Source organism: Orrella dioscoreae, assembly GCF_900089455.2.
Lineage (GTDB): Bacteria > Pseudomonadota > Gammaproteobacteria > Burkholderiales > Burkholderiaceae_B > Orrella > Orrella dioscoreae.
Genome location: NZ_LT907988.1, coordinates 2,258,798 through 2,276,325, shown reverse-complemented (window position 1 = coordinate 2,276,325; position 17,528 = coordinate 2,258,798). Strand labels below are relative to the sequence as shown.

Sequence of the window (17,528 nt, the reverse complement as noted above, 5' to 3'; positions counted from 1 at the left end):
GCTCCGCTCAGTTCGCCGCGGGCGCAGTTGCCGGCGCGGCAGCGGGCGCCGCGGCGCCGGCCTGGGCCGGGCTCGCCTGCCTGGCGGGCACGGCACTGGCCTTGGCGCCGGGGCGCACGCGCTGCACGCCTTCGACGATCACGCGGTCGCCCGCGGCCAGACCCTGGGTGACCAGCCACTTGTCGCCAATGGCGCGATCCGTCCGCAGCACGCGCAGCTCGACCGTGTTCTCGGCATTCAGCACCAGCGCCGTGGGCTCGCCGCGCTGGTTGCGCGTGACGCCTTGTTGCGGCACCAGCAGGCCCTGCTCGTCCACGCCCTGTTGCAGGCGCGCGTGCACGAACATGCCGGGCAGCAGGCGGCGCTTGGGATTCGGGAAGACCGCGCGCAGCGTGACGGAGCCCGTGCCCGGGTCCACCGTCACTTCCGAGAACTGCAGGTGGCCTTTCTGTTCATAGACGCTGCCATCGGGCAGGCGCAGCGACACTTCGGCCTGGCCCGACGCTCCGCCCTTCAGGCGGCCCGAGGCCAGCGCATCCTGCAAGGCCAGGCGCTGCACGCTGGATTGCGTGACGTCGACATAGATGGGATCGATCTGCTGCACAGTGGCCAGGGCATTGGCCTGGTTGGCGGTGACGAGCGCGCCTTCGGTCACGCTGGAGCGGCCGATGATGCCGTCGATGGGCGACAGCACGCGCGTGTAGACCGTGTTGATGCGCGCCGTTTCGAGCGCCGCGCGGGCCGACTGCACGTCGGCGTTGGCCTGGTCGCGCGCGGCGATGGCGTCGTCGAAGGTCTGCTTGCTGACGGCATTGCTGGCCACCAGCGGCTTGTAGCGGTCGGCCAGCAGCGCGGCCGATTTCGCGGAGGCCTGCGCGCGCGCCAGCGCCGCCCGGCGGCTGTCCAGCTCGGCCTGGTACAGCGCGGGGTCGATCTGATAAAGCTGCTCGCCCGCCTTGACCGTGCCGCCTTCCTCGAACAAGCGCTTCTTCACGATGCCGTTGACCTGGGGGCGCACTTCGGCGATGCGCGTGGGCGTGGTGCGCCCCGGCAATTCGGCCGACAGGGCCACCGACTCGGTCTGCAGGGTCACGACGCCGACTTCGGGCGTGGACGCCTGGGGCGTCTCGGGCGCGGTCTTGCCGCAGGCAGCCAGGCCCAGCAGGACCGTCGTCAGTGCCGCGACGCGGCAGGTGATGTTCTTCATGGGAGGCGCGGAATGGAGGAAAAGCGGAAGCCGGCGCACCACGGGAGCGGACATGCCGGCCTGTCGGACGAAAGATTTGCTGCAGCGCAAAAACGAAGCGCGTATTGTGCGCTTTTTCTTTGCCTAGTCAAAGAGTCTGGCGGAACAAGAGAGTTCCGCAATCAGGACAATTATTTCAGCCGCCTGCCCAGGGAAATCCCGCAGGTCGCGGGCGAACCCCTGGCAAATCAGTCCTTTGCCGGACCGCGGCGCACACCGGCGACGGGACGGCGTGGCGCCGTCCTGGCTGCCGGCCGGCCCGCGCCTTCGCGCTTGAAGGGCGCGGCAGGCGGGGAGGATGCCGGCGCGCGGGGACGCGGCGCGGGCCTGGCGGCCACGGGCCCATCGAACTTCTCATCGGGGCGCAGGTAGCGCCACTGCCCCACCGGCAGGTCGCCCAGCACCACATTGCCAATGCGCACGCGCTTCAGGCCGATGACCTTCAGTCCCACCAGTTCGCACATGCGGCGGATCTGGCGCTTGCGGCCTTCGCGCAGCACGAAGCGCAACTGGTCGTCGTTCTGCCAGGACACCTGGGCGGGACGCAATGCGCGGCCATCCAGCGTCAGCCCGTGATTGAGCAGCGCCAGGCCATCGGCACCCAGCTTTCCCTGCACGCGCACGAGGTATTCCTTGTCGACGTCGGAGTCCTCGCCGATCAGCGTGCGCGCCACCGCGCCGTTCTGGGTCAGCACCAGGAGGCCCGTGGAATCGATGTCCAGGCGCCCGGCAGGCGCCAGGCCGCGCAGGTGGGCACGGTCGAAGGCTGGACCGGCCGCGCCGCCGCGCCACTGGTTCTGCGGCGTGACCAGCACGACGGCAGGCTCGTAGCCGTCCTCGGCCTGTCCCGACACATAGCCCACCGGCTTGTGCAGCAGCACGGTCATGCGCGCGGCCTGCTGGGCCTGCGCGCCGCGCTCCAGCGTGATGGCCTGCGAAGGAAAGACGCGCGCGCCCAGTTCGGACACGACCACGCCGTCGACCTTGACCCAGCCGCGTTCGATATAGCCGTCGGCTTCGCGGCGGGAACACAGTCCGCGTTCGGACATGAGCTTGGAGATGCGTACTTTTTCCATGGAATGCCTGGGAAACAATGGTCGAATGTTAACCCCACCCGGCGGACCGAAAGCCACCCCGCTCCCGGCGCCCGGGGCGTTTCGTCCATAATGGCACCCCCACGCCGCGCCTTCGGCTTGCTGCCCCCCGAGGGGGCGCTTTTGCCTTGGGGCGGCCCGGCGGCAAAAGGCACCCCATGAATCAGGCATCGCAACACTCTGGGGGCTGGCGCGCTAGCCCAGCCCCTTCCTGGACATCCCTGCAACACCATTGGCTGCTGCGCCCCGGCGCGCTCACCGCCGGCCTGCGCCAGCTGGGGCACGTCGAGCTGCGCGTGCTGGCCGAGTATCCCGCCGGCCTGGCGCCCGACGAAGCGCCAGGCCTGCGTCGCGCGCCACGCAGCGCGGTGTGGGTGCGCGAAGTCGCCATGGCCGTCGATGGCATCGACAGCGTGGTGGCGCGCAGCGTCACGCCGCTGGCGGCATCGCATGCCACCTGGCAAGGCGTGCGGCGGCTACGCACGCGGCCGCTGGCCGACATGCTGTATCACGACCGCAGCATCGCGCGCTCCCCCTTCCAGGTGGCGCGCCTGACACCCGCGCAAGCCATCCACGGGGTGGCGCTGCCGCTGGCCGGCGCCGATGCGCACGAACCCGGCGACCTGCCCCGCCTGCTGGCGCGGCGGTCGGTGTTCTGGCGCCACGGCCAGCCGCTGATGGTGGCCGAGTGCTTCCTGCCGGCGTTCTGGGAACTGGCGCTGCCCCGTTGATCCCGCCGGGACAGTGGCAGGCAGATCAGCAACCGACCGCGTAGCCGTCCTTGCGATGGTCGGACGCGGCCAGGTAGCCGCCGCCGTCCAGGCGCATGGCCATCTGCGCGCAACCGAACTCCATGTCGAAGCGCGGCGCCACCTGCACCGGATGGCCCAGCGCCTTCAGGCCTTCCACCGCCTCGGCCGGCATGTTCCACTCCACCGCCACGCCGTGGTTGTCGTCCTTCACGCGCCAGCGCGGCGCGTCGCTGGCCGCTTGCGGGTTCTGGCCATGGTCGGCCAGGCGGCAGGTCATCTGCACATGGCCTTGCGCCTGCATCGATCCCCCCATGACGCCCAGCGTGGCATAGGGCTGGCCGCCGCGCATCAGGAAACCCGGAATGATCGTGTGGAAAGGCCGCTTGCCCGGCGCCACCACATTCGGGTGGCCGGCCTTGTTGCTGAAGCCCCAACCGCGGTTATGCAGCGCGATGCCGCGTCCGGGCACCACGACGCCGGACCCGAAACCCTTGAAGTTCGACTGGATGAAGGACACCATCATGCCCTTGCTGTCGGCCGTGGTCAGGTAGACCGTGCCGCCCGAATGCGGCTGGCCGGGACGCGCATCGCTGGCGCGCGACGGGTCGATGCGCTTGGCGCGCTCGGCCAGATAGCCCTTGTCCAGCAGGTCGCCGGCACGCACCGACGTCATCGCGTCGGGGTCTGCCACGTAGGCCTGCATGTCGGCGAAGGCCAGTTTCATGGCCTCCATCTGCAGGTGGATGCCCTGCGCCGTGTCCCGCTCCCCGGGATCCACGCCCAGGCTGTCCAGCATGCCCAGCGCCATCAGTGCGCCGATGCCCTGCCCGCTCGGGCCGATTTCCAGCAGTTCCAGGTCGCGATAGCCCATGCGGATGGGATCGACCCAGTTCGATTCGTGCGCGGCCAGGTCGGCCTCGGTGATCAGGCCGCCGGTGGCGCGCGCATGCGCGGCGATGGCCGCGGCCAGCTCACCGTGATAGAACGACTCACCTCGCGTGCGGGCGATCTCGCGCAGCGTACCGGCCTGGCCGGGGCACACGAAACGCTCGCCCGGCAGCGGCGCGCGTCCACGCGGCGCGAAGGCGTCGGCGAAGCCCGGCTGCGGCGACAATTCCGCCACCTGCTCCTGCCACTGGCGATGCACGGTATGCGACACCAGGAAGCCGTCATGCGCATAACGGATGGCGGGTTCGAAGAGGTCCTCGAACGGCAGCGAGCCGAACTTCTCCCAGACCATCCGCCAGGCCGACACGGCGCCCGGCACCGTCACGGCATCCCAGCCCCGGAACGGCATGCCGGGCAGGTCCTTGAACCGCTCGTGCGTCCAGGCCTTGGGCGCGCGCCCGCTGGCGTTCAGGCCATGCATACGCGTCCCATCCCAGATCAGCGCGAAGGCATCGCCGCCGATGCCGTTCATGCAGGGCTCGACCACCGTCAGCGCGATGGCGGTGGCCAGCGCGGCATCGACGGCGTTGCCGCCGCGTTGCAGCATCTGCAGGCCCGCGGCGCTGGCCAGGGGCTGCGAGGTGCTCACGACGTTGTCGGCCAGGACCGGCATGCGTTGCGAGGGATAGGGAAACGACCAGAAATCGGTCGGTTGCGTAGGCATGGTCATCCTCCAGGGTTCCTATAGGTATAACGGGATTATGGTTTGTTCTGGGACACGCCGGCCGCCTTGACCACGTCGCCCCAGAAAACATGCTCCTGCTTGATCGCCGCCCCCAGCTCGGGGCCCGGCGCATAGTGCAGCTCCGCGCCCTGCGCCGCCAGTGAGGCTTTCAGGTCAGGCTGGGCCAGCGCCTTTTCCAGGGCGGCGGCCACGGTGTCGATCACGGCTTGCGGCGTGCCGCGCGGCGCGACGAGGCCGAACAGGTTGTTGGCCTCCACCCCCTGCACGCCCGCCTCGGCCAGCGTCGGCACGTCGGGCAGCAGGCTGACGCGCTGGCTGGATGCCACGGCCAGGAACTTCAGCTTGCCGGCGGTCACCAGCGGCATCGAGCCCGGAATGCTGTCGAACATCATCACGGAAGAGCCATTCACCACATCGGGCAAGGCCTGTGAACTGCCCTTGTAGGGCACATGCACCAGGTCCAGCTTGGCCTTCATGGCGAACAGCTCGGACTCCAGGTGCGACAGCGTGCCCGTGCCCTGCGAGGCGAAGTTGTACTTCCCCGGCGTGGCGGCGATGTGCTTGACCAGGTCGCCCACGCTGGACACCGGCAAGGAACTCGGCACCACGAGCGCATGCGGCACGTAGCCCACGCTGCCGATGGGCGTGAAGTCGTCGATCAGGCTCACCTTCTGGTCGGCATAGACCGACGCCGCAATGGCCTGGTTGGTGACGGCCGCCAGATACAGCGTGTAGCCGTCGGCAGGCGCGCGCGCCGCGGCTGTCAGGCCGATGGCCCCGCCCGCGCCGGGACGGTTCTCGACCACCACCGACTGCCCCAGCGCCGCCGACAGTTTCTGGCCGACGGCACGCGCCAGCACATCGGTGGCCCCGGCGGGCGGGAAGGAAATGAGGAGCTGCACGGGTTTTTCTGGATAGGCTGCTTGCGCGCCTGCTGCAAGCCCCAATGCCAAGGTCAGGGCGCAGACGCTACGTACGACGGATTGCATGTTGTTTTCCCCAAGAGTGGTTATGAATCGGCAAACGCCTTTGCTGCCCCTTCCAACCTCGCTCCTTCCCCCGTGCGTTCGATGCCTTTTTGCCGCCGGGCCGCCCCAAGGCAAAAACCGCCCCTTGGGGGGCAGCAAGCCGAAGGCGCGGCGTGGGGGCGCTTTTTCCTGCGCTGGCCCGATACGGCCGGGGGTTCCCGCAACGGCTTCGCCGCCATGGGAAGCGGATAAGGTACGCCTGTGGTTCAATCAAATCAATTTGCTTTCTTTCCGGCATTCAATAAAAAAACTTATGAATACCCTGCGCTTCTTCCGCACCTTCCTGGCGGTGGCCCGGCACGGCTCGTATACCGAGGCAGGCGAGCACGTGGGCCTGACGCAGGCGGCGGTCAGCTTCCAGATGCGCGCGCTGGAAAACGAACTGGGCCGCAAGCTGTTCGAACGCAGCGGCCGGCTGGCCGTGCTGACCGCCGCCGGCCACGAGCTGGTGCCCGAGGCCATCGGCCTGCTGGACCACTACGAGCGCCTGCGCGGCGGCCGCGCCGCCGATGGCCGCCTGGCCGGCGCCGTGTCGCTGGGCGCCATCGTCTCGTGCATGGCAACGCTCTCCCAGGTCGTGTCGGCCTTGAAGCAGCAGCACCGCGACCTGGACGTGCGCGTGTTCTCCGGCAAGGCCGAAGACCTGGCCCACAGCGTCGAAGCGGGCGAGCTGGATGCCGCGCTCGTGGTGGAGCCGCGCCACGCCAGCGCAGCGCTGCGCTGGACGCCGCTCTATGACGAACCGCTGGTCGTCATCGCGCCCGCGTCCCTGCCGGTGCGGCGCGCGCGCGACGCCGTGGCGCGCAGCCCCTTCCTGCGTTTCGACCGCAACGAACTGACCGGCAGGCTGGTGGAGCAGACGCTGCACCGCCTGCAATGGCCGGTGAACGAGTTCCTGGAACTGAACGCCATCGAGACGCTGGTGGAACTGGTCCGGCAGGAGGTGGGCGTCACGCTGCTGCCCAAGCTGAACCGCGCCAGCTGGCACGCCGACCCGGCGCTGACACTGCTGCCGCTGCCCGCCCAGGCGCGCAACGCGGCCCGGGCCATCGGCATGATCGAACGCATGGGCCACGGCCGCCAGGACGTGACCGCCGCGCTGCTGGCGCTGTGCGCGCAGCGTTTCGGCGGGAGATAACGGCCGGGCAATAAAAAACGCACGCGTCCCCGCGTGCGTTCTTCACTGGCGCCCGGCTGGGCAGCGCAGCCTTACAGCGCCGCGTCGCCCGACTCGCCCGTGCGGATGCGGATGGCCTGCTCGACGGGCGTGACGAAGATCTTGCCGTCGCCGATCTTGCCGGTGCGCGCCGCGCGCACGATGGCTTCGATGGCCTGCTCGACCAGTTCATCGGCCAGCACGACCTCCACACGGATCTTGGGCAGGAAGTCCACCACGTATTCCGCGCCGCGATACAGCTCGGTATGGCCCTTCTGGCGGCCAAACCCCTTGACCTCGGTGACGGTCAGGCCGCTGACGCCCACTTCGGCCAGCGCTTCGCGCACTTCGTCGAGCTTGAACGGTTTGATGATGGCGGTAACTTGCTTCACGATGCACGTGTCCTTCAGGAGGTTTGTTTTTCTCGGAATCCGTTGACGAGAGGATAGCGCCAATCCCGGCCGAACGCGCGCGGCGTGATGCGCGGCCCGGGCGGCGCCTGGCGGCGCTTGTATTCATTGATGCGCAAAAGCCGCAACACCTGCTCCACCGCGTCGGCCGGCAGTCCGGCCGCCACGATATCGGCGCCCGACTCGTTCTCTTCCATGTGCCGGCGCAGGATCTCGTCCAGGATGTCGTAAGGCGGCAGGCTGTCCTGGTCGGTCTGGTCCGGACGCAGCTCGGCCGAGGGCGGGCGCGTGATGATGCGGGTGGGAATGACGTCGCCCACCGTGTTGCGCCAGCTTGCCAGGCGGTACACCAACGTCTTGGGCACGTCCTTGATCACCGCGAAGCCGCCGGCCATGTCGCCGTACAGCGTGCAATAGCCCGTGGCCATTTCCGACTTGTTGCCAGTCGTCAGCACCATCCAGCCGGTCTTGTTCGACAGCGCCATCAGCAGCGTGCCGCGCGCGCGCGCCTGCAGGTTCTCTTCCGTGGCATCCACGGGCAGACCCGCGAACAGCGGCGCCAGGCCCGCCTCGAACTGGTCCACGATGGGACCGATGGCGATGTCGTCATGCCGCACCCCCAGCCGGCGCGCCATCTCGGCGGCATCCGTCGTGGAAATGTCGGCGGTATAGCGCGAGGGCATCATCACCGTGCGCACGCGGTCCGCGCCCAGCGCGTCCACGGCCACGGCCAGCACCACTGCGGAATCGATCCCGCCCGACAGGCCGATGATGGCGCCCTGGAATCCGTTCTTGCCCAGGTAATCACGCACACCCAGCTTCAGCGCGCCCCAGACGCGCGCCTCCAGCGGCAGCGCCTCCACCGCGGGCGTGGGCGCATCCGGCGCGTCTTGCACGCCGCCCTCGGCGGTCACCGTCAGCACGCGCAGCGCTTCCTCGAAATCGGGCAGGCGCGCGGCCAGCCGGCCCGAGGCATCGCAGGCGAACGACGCGCCGTCGAAGATCAGCTCGTCCTGCCCGCCGACCGCATTGGCATACAGCACCGCGCAACCCGTGTCGCGCACGCAGCGCGCCACCACGTCGGCGCGCAGGCGCTGCTTGCCGACATTGAAAGGCGAGGCATTGGGCACCAGCAGCACGCGCGCGCCCTGCTCCGCCGCGGCGCGCGGCGCGGTCTCGAACCAGATGTCTTCACAGATGGTGACGCCCAGCTTCACGCCCTTGACCTCGAAGACCAGCGGCGCGCCATCGGACGTGAAGTAGCGCTGCTCGTCGAAGACGGCGTAGTTTGGCAACTCACGCTTGCCGTACACGCCCAGGCAGTCGCCCTGGTGCAGCACGGAAGCAGCGTTGTAGAGGTGGCCGGCGCGGAGCACCGGATGGCCCACCACGACGTACAGGCCCTTCAGCGCGGCCAGGTCGCGCCGCAGCGCGTCCAGCGCCTGGCCCGCCTGCGCGATGAACTGCGGCCGCAGCAGCAGGTCTTCGGGCGGATAGCCCGTCAGCGACAGCTCGGTGGTCAGCAGCACGTCGGCGCCCTGGGCATGGGCCTGGCGGGCGGCGTCCAGGATCCTGGTGGCATTGCCGGCCAGGTCTCCGACACGGACGTTGAGTTGGGCGATCGCGACCCGCGCGGCGGTCATGGGCGGCTTCCGGTGTTGGGGAAAGGGGAACCGGGGATTATTGCATGGGCCCAGGCCTCTCGATCGCTAGGGCGCCCGATGCCCCTCCACCAACGCCTCCACCCCACCATCCCTTCCCACCCGCTCAGCCATCCCCGCCGCAAAATCAAACCCCGACGGCGCCTGGTACAGCCGCAAGCCCAGCTCCGGCAGGATCGCCAGCAGGTGGTCGAAGATGTCCCCCTGTATCCGTTCATACTCCACCCAGGCGGTCTTGTTGGCGAAGCAGTACACCTCCACCGGTATGCCGTTCGCATCCGGCTCCATCATCCGCACCAGCATCAGCATTTCCTTGTGCAGCTCGGGATTGCCCTTCAGGTACGCCAGCGCATAGGCCCGGAACGTGCCGATGTTCGTCAGCCGCCGCCGATTCGCCGGCAAGGCCGCATCCTCGCCCAATGACTGGTTGGTCTGCTCGATATCGGTCTGCTTGCCTTTCAGGTAATCGTGCAGCAGGCGAAAACGCATCAGCGAATCGCGCTCGTCGTCGCGCAGGAAACGCACGCTGGCCGCGTCGATGCGCAAGGTGCGCTTGATGCGGCGCCCGCCCGATTCGAACATCTGGCGCCAATTGCGATAGCTTTCCGAGAACAGCTTGTAGGTGGGCACGGTGGTGACGGTCTTGTCCCAGTTCTGCACCTTCACCGTGTGCAGGGCGATATCGATGACGAAACCATCGGCGCCGGCCTGGGGCATCTCGATCCAGTCGCCGATGCGCAGCATGTCGTTGGAAGTAAGCTGGGTGCTGGCCACCAGCGACAGCAGCGTGTCCTTGAACACCAGCAGCAGCACCGCCGACAGGGCGCCCAGGCCGGAGATCATGAGCAACGGCGAGCGATCGACCAGGATGGACACGACCAGCACGACGCAGACCACCAGCACCGCGATCTTGCCCAGCTGGATGTAGCCCTTGATGGAGCGGGTCTGCGCCCGGGTGGTGGCGGCGTAGGTATCCTGCGCGGCGCTCAGCACGCTGCGCAGGGCCATCAGGATGTAGACCCAGGCAATGGACAGGCCGATGCGGGAAACGGCCTCGAGCAGGCCCTCACGGGCATGGGGAATGAGCGGTGCGCCATAGGCCACCACCAGGAAGGGCACGGCGTACCAGAGGCGGTGATAGGCCCGGCGGCGGCGCAAGGCCTCGTCCCAGTCCTGTTTGTCGCTCAGCACCAGCAGCCGGTGCGCCACGTAGAGCACGGCGCGGGCCACCAGCCACTGGACGGCGAACGCCCCGAGCACCAGCGCCAGGATGCCCAGCAGGGTCTGTATCCAGGGCTGCTGGGGCAGATGGGCCGCCACCGGGGCGGCCAGTTCGGCAAGAGTGTCTTCCATTCCTGGGGCGGGCGCGGCGGGCCCGGCATCTGATAGGGGACGGAGGATTATCGTCCATCTATAATCCGTCCACCATGTCCAATACTCCCTCCTCCCCGCAAGACCAGTTCGCCAACAAGGCCCAAGCCTGGTCCGCCCGGTTCTCGGAACCGGTATCCGATCTCGTCAAGCGCTATACGGCCTCGGTCGACTTCGACAAGCGCCTGGCCCGCTTCGACATCCAGGGCTCGCTCGCCCACGCCGAGATGCTGTCCGCAGTGGGGGTGATCTCGGCCCAGGACCGCGCCGACATCGAGCGCGGCATGACCCAGATCCTGGGCGAAATCGAGCGCGGCGAGTTCCAGTGGCTGCTGGACCTGGAAGACGTGCACCTGAACATCGAGAAGCGCCTGGTGGAACTGGTCGGCGACGCCGGCAAGCGCCTGCACACAGGCCGTTCGCGCAATGACCAGGTGGCCACCGACATCCGCCTGTGGCTGCGCGCCGAGATCGACACCGCCATCGACCTGCTGGGCCAACTGCGCCGCGCGCTGGCCCAGGTGGCGCTGACCCATGCCGACACCATCCTGCCGGGCTTCACGCACCTGCAGGTGGCCCAACCCGTCACCTTCGGCCATCACCTGCTGGCCTATGCCGAGATGTTCGGCCGCGACGCCGAGCGCCTGGCGGACTGCCGCAAGCGCGTGAACCGCCTGCCGCTGGGCGCCGCCGCGCTGGCCGGCACCAGCTACCCCATCGACCGCGAGCGCGTGGCCGCGACGCTGTCCTTCGACGGCGTATGCCGCAACTCGCTGGACGCCGTGTCCGACCGTGACTTCGCCATCGAGTTCTGCGCCGCCAGCGCGCTGATCATGACGCACGTGTCGCGCCTGTCGGAAGAACTGGTGCTGTGGATGAGCCCGCGCGTGGGCTTCATCGACCTGGCCGACCGCTACTGCACCGGCAGTTCGATCATGCCGCAGAAGAAGAACCCCGACGTGCCCGAGCTGGCGCGCGGCAAGACCGGCCGCGTGAACGGCCACCTGGTGGCGCTGCTGACCCTGATGAAAGGCCAGCCGCTGGCCTACAACAAGGACAACCAGGAAGACAAGGAAGGCCTTTTCGACACCGCCGACACCATCCGCGACACGCTCACGATCTTCGTGGACATGGCCGCCGGCATCACGGTGAAGCAGGACGCCATGCGCGCGGCCGCCCGCCAGGGTTTCGCCACCGCCACCGACCTGGCCGACTACCTGGTCAAGCGTGGCCTGCCCTTCCGCGACGCCCACGAAACCGTGGCGCATGCCGTGCGGGCCTGCGAGGAACGCGGCTGCGACCTGGCGGACCTGAGCACCGCTGAATTGCAGGCCTTCCACCCGTCCATCGAGGACGACATCCACCAGGTCCTGACGCTGGAAGGCTCGGTGGCGTCGCGCTCGCACATCGGCGGCACCGCCCCCGAGCGCGTGCGCATCGAGGCGCAGCGCATCCTGGACGGGGCCTGATCACGGCCTTGAACACACATCGCGCAACGTAAAAAGGGCAGCCCCGCGGGGCTGCCCTTTTTACTGCGCCTGACCAGGCCGGCCAGCAAGCCTTACTCGAACACCGCGATCGACTCCACGTGCCCGGTATGCGGGAACATGTTGACCACGCCCGCGCTGCGCAGTTTGTAGCCGCCTTCGTGCACGAGGATGGCCGCGTCACGCGCCAGCGTGGACGGGCTACAGGACACATAGACGATGCGGCGCGGCCGCTCTTCCGGCGCCAGCAGCGCCAGCGCCTGCGACACGGCATGGGCACCCTCACGGGGCGGGTCGATCAGCATGCGGTCGAAGTGGCCCAGGTCGCGCAGCCATTGCACATCCACCTCGAAGAGGTTCAGCGTGGCAAAACGCGTGCGGCCATCCAGGCCGTGACGCGCCGCGGCTTCCAGCGCGCGATCGGTCAGGGTCTTGCTGCCTTCGATGCCGACGACCTCGCGGGCCTGCGTGGCCAGCGGCAGCGTGAAGTTGCCCAGGCCGCAAAAGAGATCCGCCACGCGGTCTTCAGGCTGCACGTCCAGCAGGGTCAGCGCGCGCGAGACCAGCGCCTGGTTGATGTAGGGATTGACCTGCGTGAAGTCGGTGGGCCGGTACGGCATGCGCAGGCCGAACTCGGGCAGGCGATAGGACAGGATGTCGTCGTCGGCCGGATCCAGCGGCTTGACCGTCTCGGGGCCCTTCGATTGCAGCCACCACGAGATGCCGTGCTCGGCCGCGAAAGCGCGCAGCTTGGCGATGTCGTCGTCCGTCAGCGGCTCCAGGTGGCGCAGCACCAGCACCACGGCGGCATCGCCCACGGCGACCTCGATCTGCGGCATGCGTTGCGGCGCCGACATGACCGTGATGAGCGCGCGCAGCGGCATCAGCAGCGCCGCCACCTTGGGCGGCAGCACATGACAGGTCCGCATGTCGGCAACATAGCTGCTCTTGCGCTCGTGGAAGCCCACCAGCACGCCGCCCTTCTTGGGCACCACGCGCACCGACAGGCGGGCGCGGAAGCGATAGCCCCAGGTGGGACCGTGCAGCGGCGGCAGCATGCGCGCGGGCGAGAGGTTGCCCACATGCTGGAAGCAGTCTTCCAGCGCGCGCTGCTTGATGGCGACCTGGGCGGTGGGCTCCAGGTGCTGCATGGCACAGCCGCCACAGACGCCGAAATGCGGGCAGCGCGGTTCGACGCGCTGCGACGAGGCGCGGCGCACGGTGTCCACGCGGGCGATTTCGTACGAAGGCTTGCGGCGCACGGTGGTGGCCGTCACGCGTTCGCCGGGCAAGGCGCCTTCGACGAAGATGACCTTGCCGTCACGGCGGGCGATGCCCCGGGCCTCGAGGTCCAGGGATTCGATGCTGAGGAGTTCTTCCACGGGTGTTAAGTCGCGTCGCGGACGCGATCCAGAAATCGGGCAAAGCGGGCATTGTAGAAGAAGCCGGGGCAGGTCTCACATGGCCATGCTTCCCGGGGGGCACCGGGGCGGCGCAGCAGCCAGTCCCGGAACAGGCTAGCCAGGGCTTGCCCGCCGACGCAGCCGTGATCACAATGGCCAGGATCGGGTACTGGCGGGAGGCCGCCCGAACAACGGAAAGGAAACCCATGCCTGCCACCAGGATAGACACCCGACGGGGATGGATCGGCGAACGACGCCTGGCCGTCATCGAAGCCGTCCAGCGCGCGCTCCAGCAAGGCTTGAAGATCCCGGACGACGATCGCTGCATCAGCCTGGCTGAACATGACGCCGATGCCATGATCGTTCCCCGGGGCAAGGGGCCGGCCTACTCGGTCATCGAGATCAAGCTCTTCTCCGGGCGCTCGACCGAGGCCAAACGGCGCTTGTATGCCGCCATGACGGACGAGCTGTCGGCCCTGGGCGTGCCGAAGCACGACATCAAGATCATTCTTGTCGAAATCGACCCCGTGAACTGGGGGCTCAGGGGATTGCCCGCCAGCGACATCGATCTCGGTTTCAAGATAGACGTGTGAGCGAACGCCCCGGCTGCATCGCGGCCCGGCGACAAAAACCCCACGCCGCGCCTTCGGCTTGCTGCCCCCCGAGGGGGCCGCTTTTTGGCTTGGGACGGCCCGGCAACAAAAAAAAGCGGGCTGCCCGAAGACAGCCCGCTCCGCCTGGTGGAAGGAAAAACCGGCACCCCTACCGGCCCTTCCCCCACCGGGCTATCGCCTGGAGGCGAGGTGAAACCTTGTGCGCCTAGAAGGCGCGCGAGACCGAGAGCACGGCGCCCAGGCGGCCCGACTCCTTGCCCTTCTTGGTCGGCAACCAGTTGTCGTCGGTGGCGCCCACGGCAGCCAGGCCCACCACCCAGCCGTTCAGGTCCTTGGTGACGCCCAGCTTGTAGTCCACGTAGTGGCCGATGCTATCGCCGTTCATGTCGACCTGGTTCTTGAGCTTCTGGTAGCCCACGTGCGCACCCAGGCCCCAGCCGTTGCCCAGGTCGAAGTTGGCGGCGGCATCCAGGTACCAGGTGCCCTTGCTGTCAGGCGTGTTGAAGAAGTCGGTGGGGGTGTAGGAATACTTCAGGCTGAAGACGTCGTAGCTGAAGCCCACGTACAGGTCGGTGTTCTTGAAGTTGCCGCCCTTGCCATCGATGGGCGTGGTGTCCGAGCCGGGGTACCAGTACTGCAGCACGCCGACGTCCAGCCCCAGCCCGCCGCCCAGTTCGCCGCGCCAGCCGCCGTAGAAGTCCATTTCCAGGTTGGCTTCATTGAACACGTTGTCGGCGACGTTGGAGTTCCAGTTGCCGACATAGAAACCCGAGGTGTGGGCGATGTCGAAACCGGCCTGCACGGCGGGACGGAAATTGGTCTGCGAATAGCCACGGAAACGGTAGTCATTGGCAATCGTTGCGTTGCCGGTCAAGCTGAAGCCCGAGCCCAGGTCGGTCTCGGCAAGGCTGGGCGCAGCAAAACCCGCGGCCAGAACGGCGGTGAGCGAGGAGGCAAGCAGCGTCTTCTTCATGATGGGTTCCTGGATGGCAGGGAAAAGGCAAAAGGGAGTTTTCCGCCCCGCCCGCTACCGGCGGATCTGCCGGTGTGATGGGGTTCAACTTTGCTTAAGCACGTTTCGTGCCAACCTGGAACGCAGGGTCTGTCATCGCTGGTAATACTCTGCGCCGACCTGACACGCCAGGGTTCCAGCACCACCGTGGTGCGCAGCGCTGGCGCGCACGCGGCTGCACGCTTCAAAATGGGGAAAACAACAGGGCGGCGCACCGCAATGCTTCGGTGCGCCGCCCAGACGGGACAAGCGGGATCCGGCGGAATTGCCGGCAATCAGTCGGGCATCAGCCCTGGTTGGCGGGCGCGCGGCGCTTGCCGTGCTCGGCGTGGCGCTGCTTCACGAACTCGGTCACCTTGCCTTGCTGCGTGGCATCCAGGCTGTCCCAGAGGGCAAGCCACTGCTTCTGGACGCCTTCGGCCTGCGCGCGGAACTTGTCGCGCTGCGACTCGCGCGCCTGGACCAGCGCACGCGGATCGAGCTTGCCGGCCTGCAGTTGCGCATCCAGTGTGGCACGGCCGGCCTGGCGGTCTTCGCGCATGGCCTGGTGCAAGGTGCGCTGGGCATCACGCGCCTCGGTCAGATGCTTCTGTTGCGCATCGTTCAGCGCCAAGCCATCCAGGACGGGCTTGGGCACCGGGCCCAGGCCAGGAATCCAGGCGGCGTCGCGGTGCTGCTTGCCAGCGTGGTGGCGGCCTTCCTTGCCGGGTTTGCCTGCCTTGCCATCATGGCGCGATGCCTCGGCCGACGTGGCTTTGGTTTGCGTGGCGGGGGCAGCATCGGTCGCGGCCAAGGCCGAGCCGGAGAACGCGGCGGCCACGGCCAGGGTCAGGCCAGCGAGGGTTGCGGATCGGTTCATGGCGTCACTCCTTGTGTGTTAGGACGTGAACGCATTGTGGGCGCGGGGCGATTTCGCTTGGATTACGCGAAAAGCGAGAATGCTTCAGGCGATTACGCCCTGCCCCGCGCTGTCTGGCGCCTTCATGCCCAGGCGGCCAGGTATTCCTTCCAGTGCGGCGCATCGCTGGCGGCCAGCGTATCGCGCACCAGCGCGATCTCGGCGTCATAGGCCTGCTGGTCGAGTTCGCCGCGCAGGAAGCGGAAGCGGCAATACACCAGCCAGGTGTTGACGACGTCGGTCTCGCAGTAGGCTCGCACCTCGTCGGCGCGGCCATCGTTCCATGCCGGCCAGACCTGGCTGCCGTCCATGCCCAGCTTGCCGGGGAAGCCGCAGAGCTTGGCCAGCTGGTCCAGCGGCGCATTGGCGCGGCCGTTGTACTTGGCCAGCAGGTCCATCAGGTCGATGTGCCGGTTGTGATAGCGCGAGATGTAGTTGTTGTAGCGGAAGTCCCGGTCGTCATCGCCCGTGTCCCAATACCGGGGCGCGGGCACGCCGTGGATGAGGCTGCGGTAGTGCAGCACGGGCAGGTCGAAGCCCGACCCGTTCCAGCTGACCAGCCGCGGCGTGTAGCGCTCGATGGTCTTGAAGAAACCCGAGATCAGCGTGGATTCGGGATCGCCGGGCTGGCCCAGCGTGCGCACGCGAAAGCCCTGGTCGTCGCGGAAGACGCAACCGATGACGGCGATCTTCTGCAGGTGCAGCGGCAGGAAGTCGCTGCCCGTGGCTTCGCGGCGCGCCGCGAAGGCGCGTTCGGCAACCTCCAGGTCAGGGACGTCGTCGCCCCAGTCGTGCAGCTTGCGCAGCCCTTCGACGTCGGGCAGCGTCTCCAGGTCGAAGACCAGCGTCGGGGTCATCGCGGCGGCAGGTAGCGCAGCGGGTCGACCGGCGTGCCCTGGCGGCGCACTTCGAAGTGCAGGCGCGGCGAGGTGGTGTCGGTCTGGCCCATTTCGGCGATCTTGGCGCCGCGCTTCACATCCTGGCCGCTCTTGACCAGCAGCGAGCGGTTGTGCGCATACGCGGTGATGAAGCCGTTCTGGTGATTGATGATGATCAGCTCACCCAGGCCGCGCACGCCATTGCCGCTGTACATGACCTTGCCGTCGGCGGCCGCCGTGACCGGGTCGCCCGGCTTGCCGGCGATGTCGATGCCCTTGGTGGTGGCGCTGAAGTTCTGGATGATCTGGCCCGATGCGGGCCAGGCCCAGTTGACGAGCGAGGCATCCGCCGCGCGCGGCGCAGGCTTGGCGGGTTCGGACGCAGGCGTGGCCGTGGCCGGCTGCGCCGGCTGCTCCGTGGCGGCAGGCGCCTCGCCCACGGGCTCGAGCGGGCGGCTTTCGATCTTGCCCGGCGCGGTGGACGCCGCGCCGACCTGCGTGGCGCCCGTGCCGGGCCGAGGCGCCGAGCCGCCGCTGGACAGTTGCAGCACCTGGCCGATGCGCAGGTGATTGCGGTCGGCGATGTTGTTCCAGCGGGCCAGGTCGTCGACGCTGACATTGTTGTTGCGCGCGATCTGGTTGAGCGTGTCGCGCGGCTTGACCACATAGGTGGCGCCCGATGAGGGCGGGGCCTGCGTTTCCGTGGGGGCCTGCTGCTTGGTGATGTCCACCACGGGCGCGCGTTGCTGCGAGGCGCAGCCTGCAAGCAGCATCACGCCGGCCATCAAGGCCAGCAGACCGGGGCGGCCAGACAGGGCCGCGCCACGGGAAACCAAGGATCCGGTCAGTTGAGACTGCCCGACGAGCATACGATTCTCCTGTTTG

The 17,528-nt window shown here is 68.1% G+C and carries 15 protein-coding genes and 1 pseudogene; 4 read left to right on the top strand and 12 right to left on the bottom strand.

Annotation, left to right across the window (positions count from 1 at the left end; translation table 11 throughout):
- Positions 1-7: 7 nt before the first annotated feature.
- Positions 8-1,207, bottom strand: coding sequence for an efflux RND transporter periplasmic adaptor subunit (locus ODI_RS10640; protein WP_067751055.1), 1,200 nt, complete (start codon positions 1,205-1,207; stop codon positions 8-10).
- 386 nt (positions 1,208-1,593) lie between these two features.
- Positions 1,594-2,322: pseudogene (locus tag ODI_RS10635) on the bottom strand (pseudouridine synthase); the annotation flags it as partial.
- Positions 2,323-2,498: 176 nt separating this feature from the next.
- Between ODI_RS10635 and ODI_RS10630 the strand changes: the two are divergent.
- Positions 2,499-3,071, top strand: a complete 573-nt coding sequence (locus ODI_RS10630) for a chorismate--pyruvate lyase family protein (RefSeq protein ID WP_067751000.1) — start codon at positions 2,499-2,501, stop codon at positions 3,069-3,071.
- 25 nt (positions 3,072-3,096) lie between these two features.
- Here the strand turns inward: ODI_RS10630 and ODI_RS10625 are convergent, their stop codons facing one another.
- Positions 3,097-4,710 carry a gamma-glutamyltransferase family protein gene (locus tag ODI_RS10625; protein ID WP_067751002.1) on the bottom strand — a complete coding sequence of 538 codons (1,614 nt, stop codon included), beginning with the start codon at positions 4,708-4,710 and terminating at the stop codon, positions 3,097-3,099.
- Between the two features lie 29 nt (positions 4,711-4,739).
- Positions 4,740-5,714, bottom strand: coding sequence for a Bug family tripartite tricarboxylate transporter substrate binding protein (locus tag ODI_RS10620; RefSeq protein ID WP_067751004.1), 975 nt, complete (start codon positions 5,712-5,714; stop codon positions 4,740-4,742).
- Between the two features lie 292 nt (positions 5,715-6,006).
- On the opposite strand from ODI_RS10620, the gene ODI_RS10615 reads away from it, so the two are divergent.
- Positions 6,007-6,891: a LysR family transcriptional regulator gene (locus ODI_RS10615; protein ID WP_067751007.1), complete on the top strand. Its 885-nt coding sequence runs from the start codon at positions 6,007-6,009 to the stop codon at positions 6,889-6,891.
- A gap of 71 nt (positions 6,892-6,962) precedes the next feature.
- On the opposite strand, the gene ODI_RS10610 is transcribed toward ODI_RS10615, so the two are convergent.
- The 3 genes from ODI_RS10610 to ODI_RS10600 all read right to left on the bottom strand — a co-directional run bounded on the left by ODI_RS10610 (position 6,963) and on the right by ODI_RS10600 (position 10,333).
- Positions 6,963-7,301 (bottom strand): P-II family nitrogen regulator, encoded by a 339-nt coding sequence (locus ODI_RS10610; protein ID WP_067751009.1) that lies wholly within the window; start codon positions 7,299-7,301, stop codon positions 6,963-6,965.
- A 14-nt stretch (positions 7,302-7,315) separates the two neighbouring features.
- Positions 7,316-8,962 (bottom strand): NAD+ synthase, encoded by a 1,647-nt coding sequence (locus tag ODI_RS10605; protein ID WP_067751011.1) that lies wholly within the window; start codon positions 8,960-8,962, stop codon positions 7,316-7,318.
- Positions 8,963-9,028: 66 nt separating this feature from the next.
- Positions 9,029-10,333, bottom strand: a complete 1,305-nt coding sequence (locus tag ODI_RS10600) for a mechanosensitive ion channel family protein (RefSeq protein WP_067751014.1) — start codon at positions 10,331-10,333, stop codon at positions 9,029-9,031.
- Positions 10,334-10,407: 74 nt separating this feature from the next.
- Here ODI_RS10600 and argH point away from each other — a divergent pair, with 74 nt between their 5' ends.
- A complete protein-coding gene (argH, locus tag ODI_RS10595) occupies positions 10,408-11,820 on the top strand; it encodes an argininosuccinate lyase (RefSeq protein ID WP_067751016.1) in 1,413 nt (470 codons plus the stop codon).
- Positions 11,821-11,912: 92 nt separating this feature from the next.
- On the opposite strand, the gene rlmD is transcribed toward argH, so the two are convergent.
- On the bottom strand, positions 11,913-13,220 hold the full coding sequence (gene rlmD, locus ODI_RS10590) for a 23S rRNA (uracil(1939)-C(5))-methyltransferase RlmD (protein ID WP_082985202.1): 1,308 nt from the start codon (positions 13,218-13,220) through the stop codon (positions 11,913-11,915).
- Positions 13,221-13,447: 227 nt separating this feature from the next.
- Between rlmD and ODI_RS10585 the strand changes: the two genes are divergently transcribed.
- A complete protein-coding gene (locus ODI_RS10585; RefSeq protein WP_067751058.1) occupies positions 13,448-13,834 on the top strand; it encodes a tautomerase family protein in 387 nt (128 codons plus the stop codon).
- Between the two features lie 226 nt (positions 13,835-14,060).
- Here the strand turns inward: ODI_RS10585 and ODI_RS10580 are convergent, their stop codons facing one another.
- The 4 genes from ODI_RS10580 to ODI_RS10565 form a co-directional block, all read right to left on the bottom strand.
- Positions 14,061-14,828, bottom strand: a complete 768-nt coding sequence (locus ODI_RS10580) for a TorF family putative porin (protein ID WP_067751019.1) — start codon at positions 14,826-14,828, stop codon at positions 14,061-14,063.
- Positions 14,829-15,153: 325 nt separating this feature from the next.
- Positions 15,154-15,726, bottom strand: a complete 573-nt coding sequence (locus tag ODI_RS10575) for a hypothetical protein (protein ID WP_067751022.1) — start codon at positions 15,724-15,726, stop codon at positions 15,154-15,156.
- Between the two features lie 122 nt (positions 15,727-15,848).
- Positions 15,849-16,622 (bottom strand): 3'-5' exonuclease, encoded by a 774-nt coding sequence (locus tag ODI_RS10570; protein ID WP_067751024.1) that lies wholly within the window; start codon positions 16,620-16,622, stop codon positions 15,849-15,851.
- Entirely contained in the window at positions 16,619-17,512 is an 894-nt protein-coding gene (locus ODI_RS10565) for a peptidoglycan DD-metalloendopeptidase family protein (protein WP_067751027.1), read from the bottom strand. Before ODI_RS10565 ends, ODI_RS10570 begins: the two co-directional genes overlap by 4 nt.
- Between the last annotated feature and the right edge of the window lie 16 nt (positions 17,513-17,528).

Bases quoted from the DNA above. Each gene is read 5' to 3' on its own strand.
- ODI_RS10585 (WP_067751058.1), top strand. From the start codon at position 13,448: ATGCCTGCCACCAGGATAGACACCCGACGGGGATGGATCGGCGAACGA.
- ODI_RS10640 (WP_067751055.1), bottom strand. From the start codon at position 1,207: ATGAAGAACATCACCTGCCGCGTCGCGGCACTGACGACGGTCCTGCTG.
- argH (WP_067751016.1), top strand. From the start codon at position 10,408: ATGTCCAATACTCCCTCCTCCCCGCAAGACCAGTTCGCCAACAAGGCC.
- ODI_RS10570 (WP_067751024.1), bottom strand. From the start codon at position 16,622: ATGACCCCGACGCTGGTCTTCGACCTGGAGACGCTGCCCGACGTCGAA.
- ODI_RS10575 (WP_067751022.1), bottom strand. From the start codon at position 15,726: ATGAACCGATCCGCAACCCTCGCTGGCCTGACCCTGGCCGTGGCCGCC.
- ODI_RS10605 (WP_067751011.1), bottom strand. From the start codon at position 8,962: ATGACCGCCGCGCGGGTCGCGATCGCCCAACTCAACGTCCGTGTCGGA.
- ODI_RS10620 (WP_067751004.1), bottom strand. From the start codon at position 5,714: ATGCAATCCGTCGTACGTAGCGTCTGCGCCCTGACCTTGGCATTGGGG.
- ODI_RS10600 (WP_067751014.1), bottom strand. From the start codon at position 10,333: ATGGAAGACACTCTTGCCGAACTGGCCGCCCCGGTGGCGGCCCATCTG.
- ODI_RS10565 (WP_067751027.1), bottom strand. From the start codon at position 17,512: ATGCTCGTCGGGCAGTCTCAACTGACCGGATCCTTGGTTTCCCGTGGC.
- ODI_RS10615 (WP_067751007.1), top strand. From the start codon at position 6,007: ATGAATACCCTGCGCTTCTTCCGCACCTTCCTGGCGGTGGCCCGGCAC.
- ODI_RS10625 (WP_067751002.1), bottom strand. From the start codon at position 4,710: ATGACCATGCCTACGCAACCGACCGATTTCTGGTCGTTTCCCTATCCC.
- ODI_RS10630 (WP_067751000.1), top strand. From the start codon at position 2,499: ATGAATCAGGCATCGCAACACTCTGGGGGCTGGCGCGCTAGCCCAGCC.
- ODI_RS10580 (WP_067751019.1), bottom strand. From the start codon at position 14,828: ATGAAGAAGACGCTGCTTGCCTCCTCGCTCACCGCCGTTCTGGCCGCG.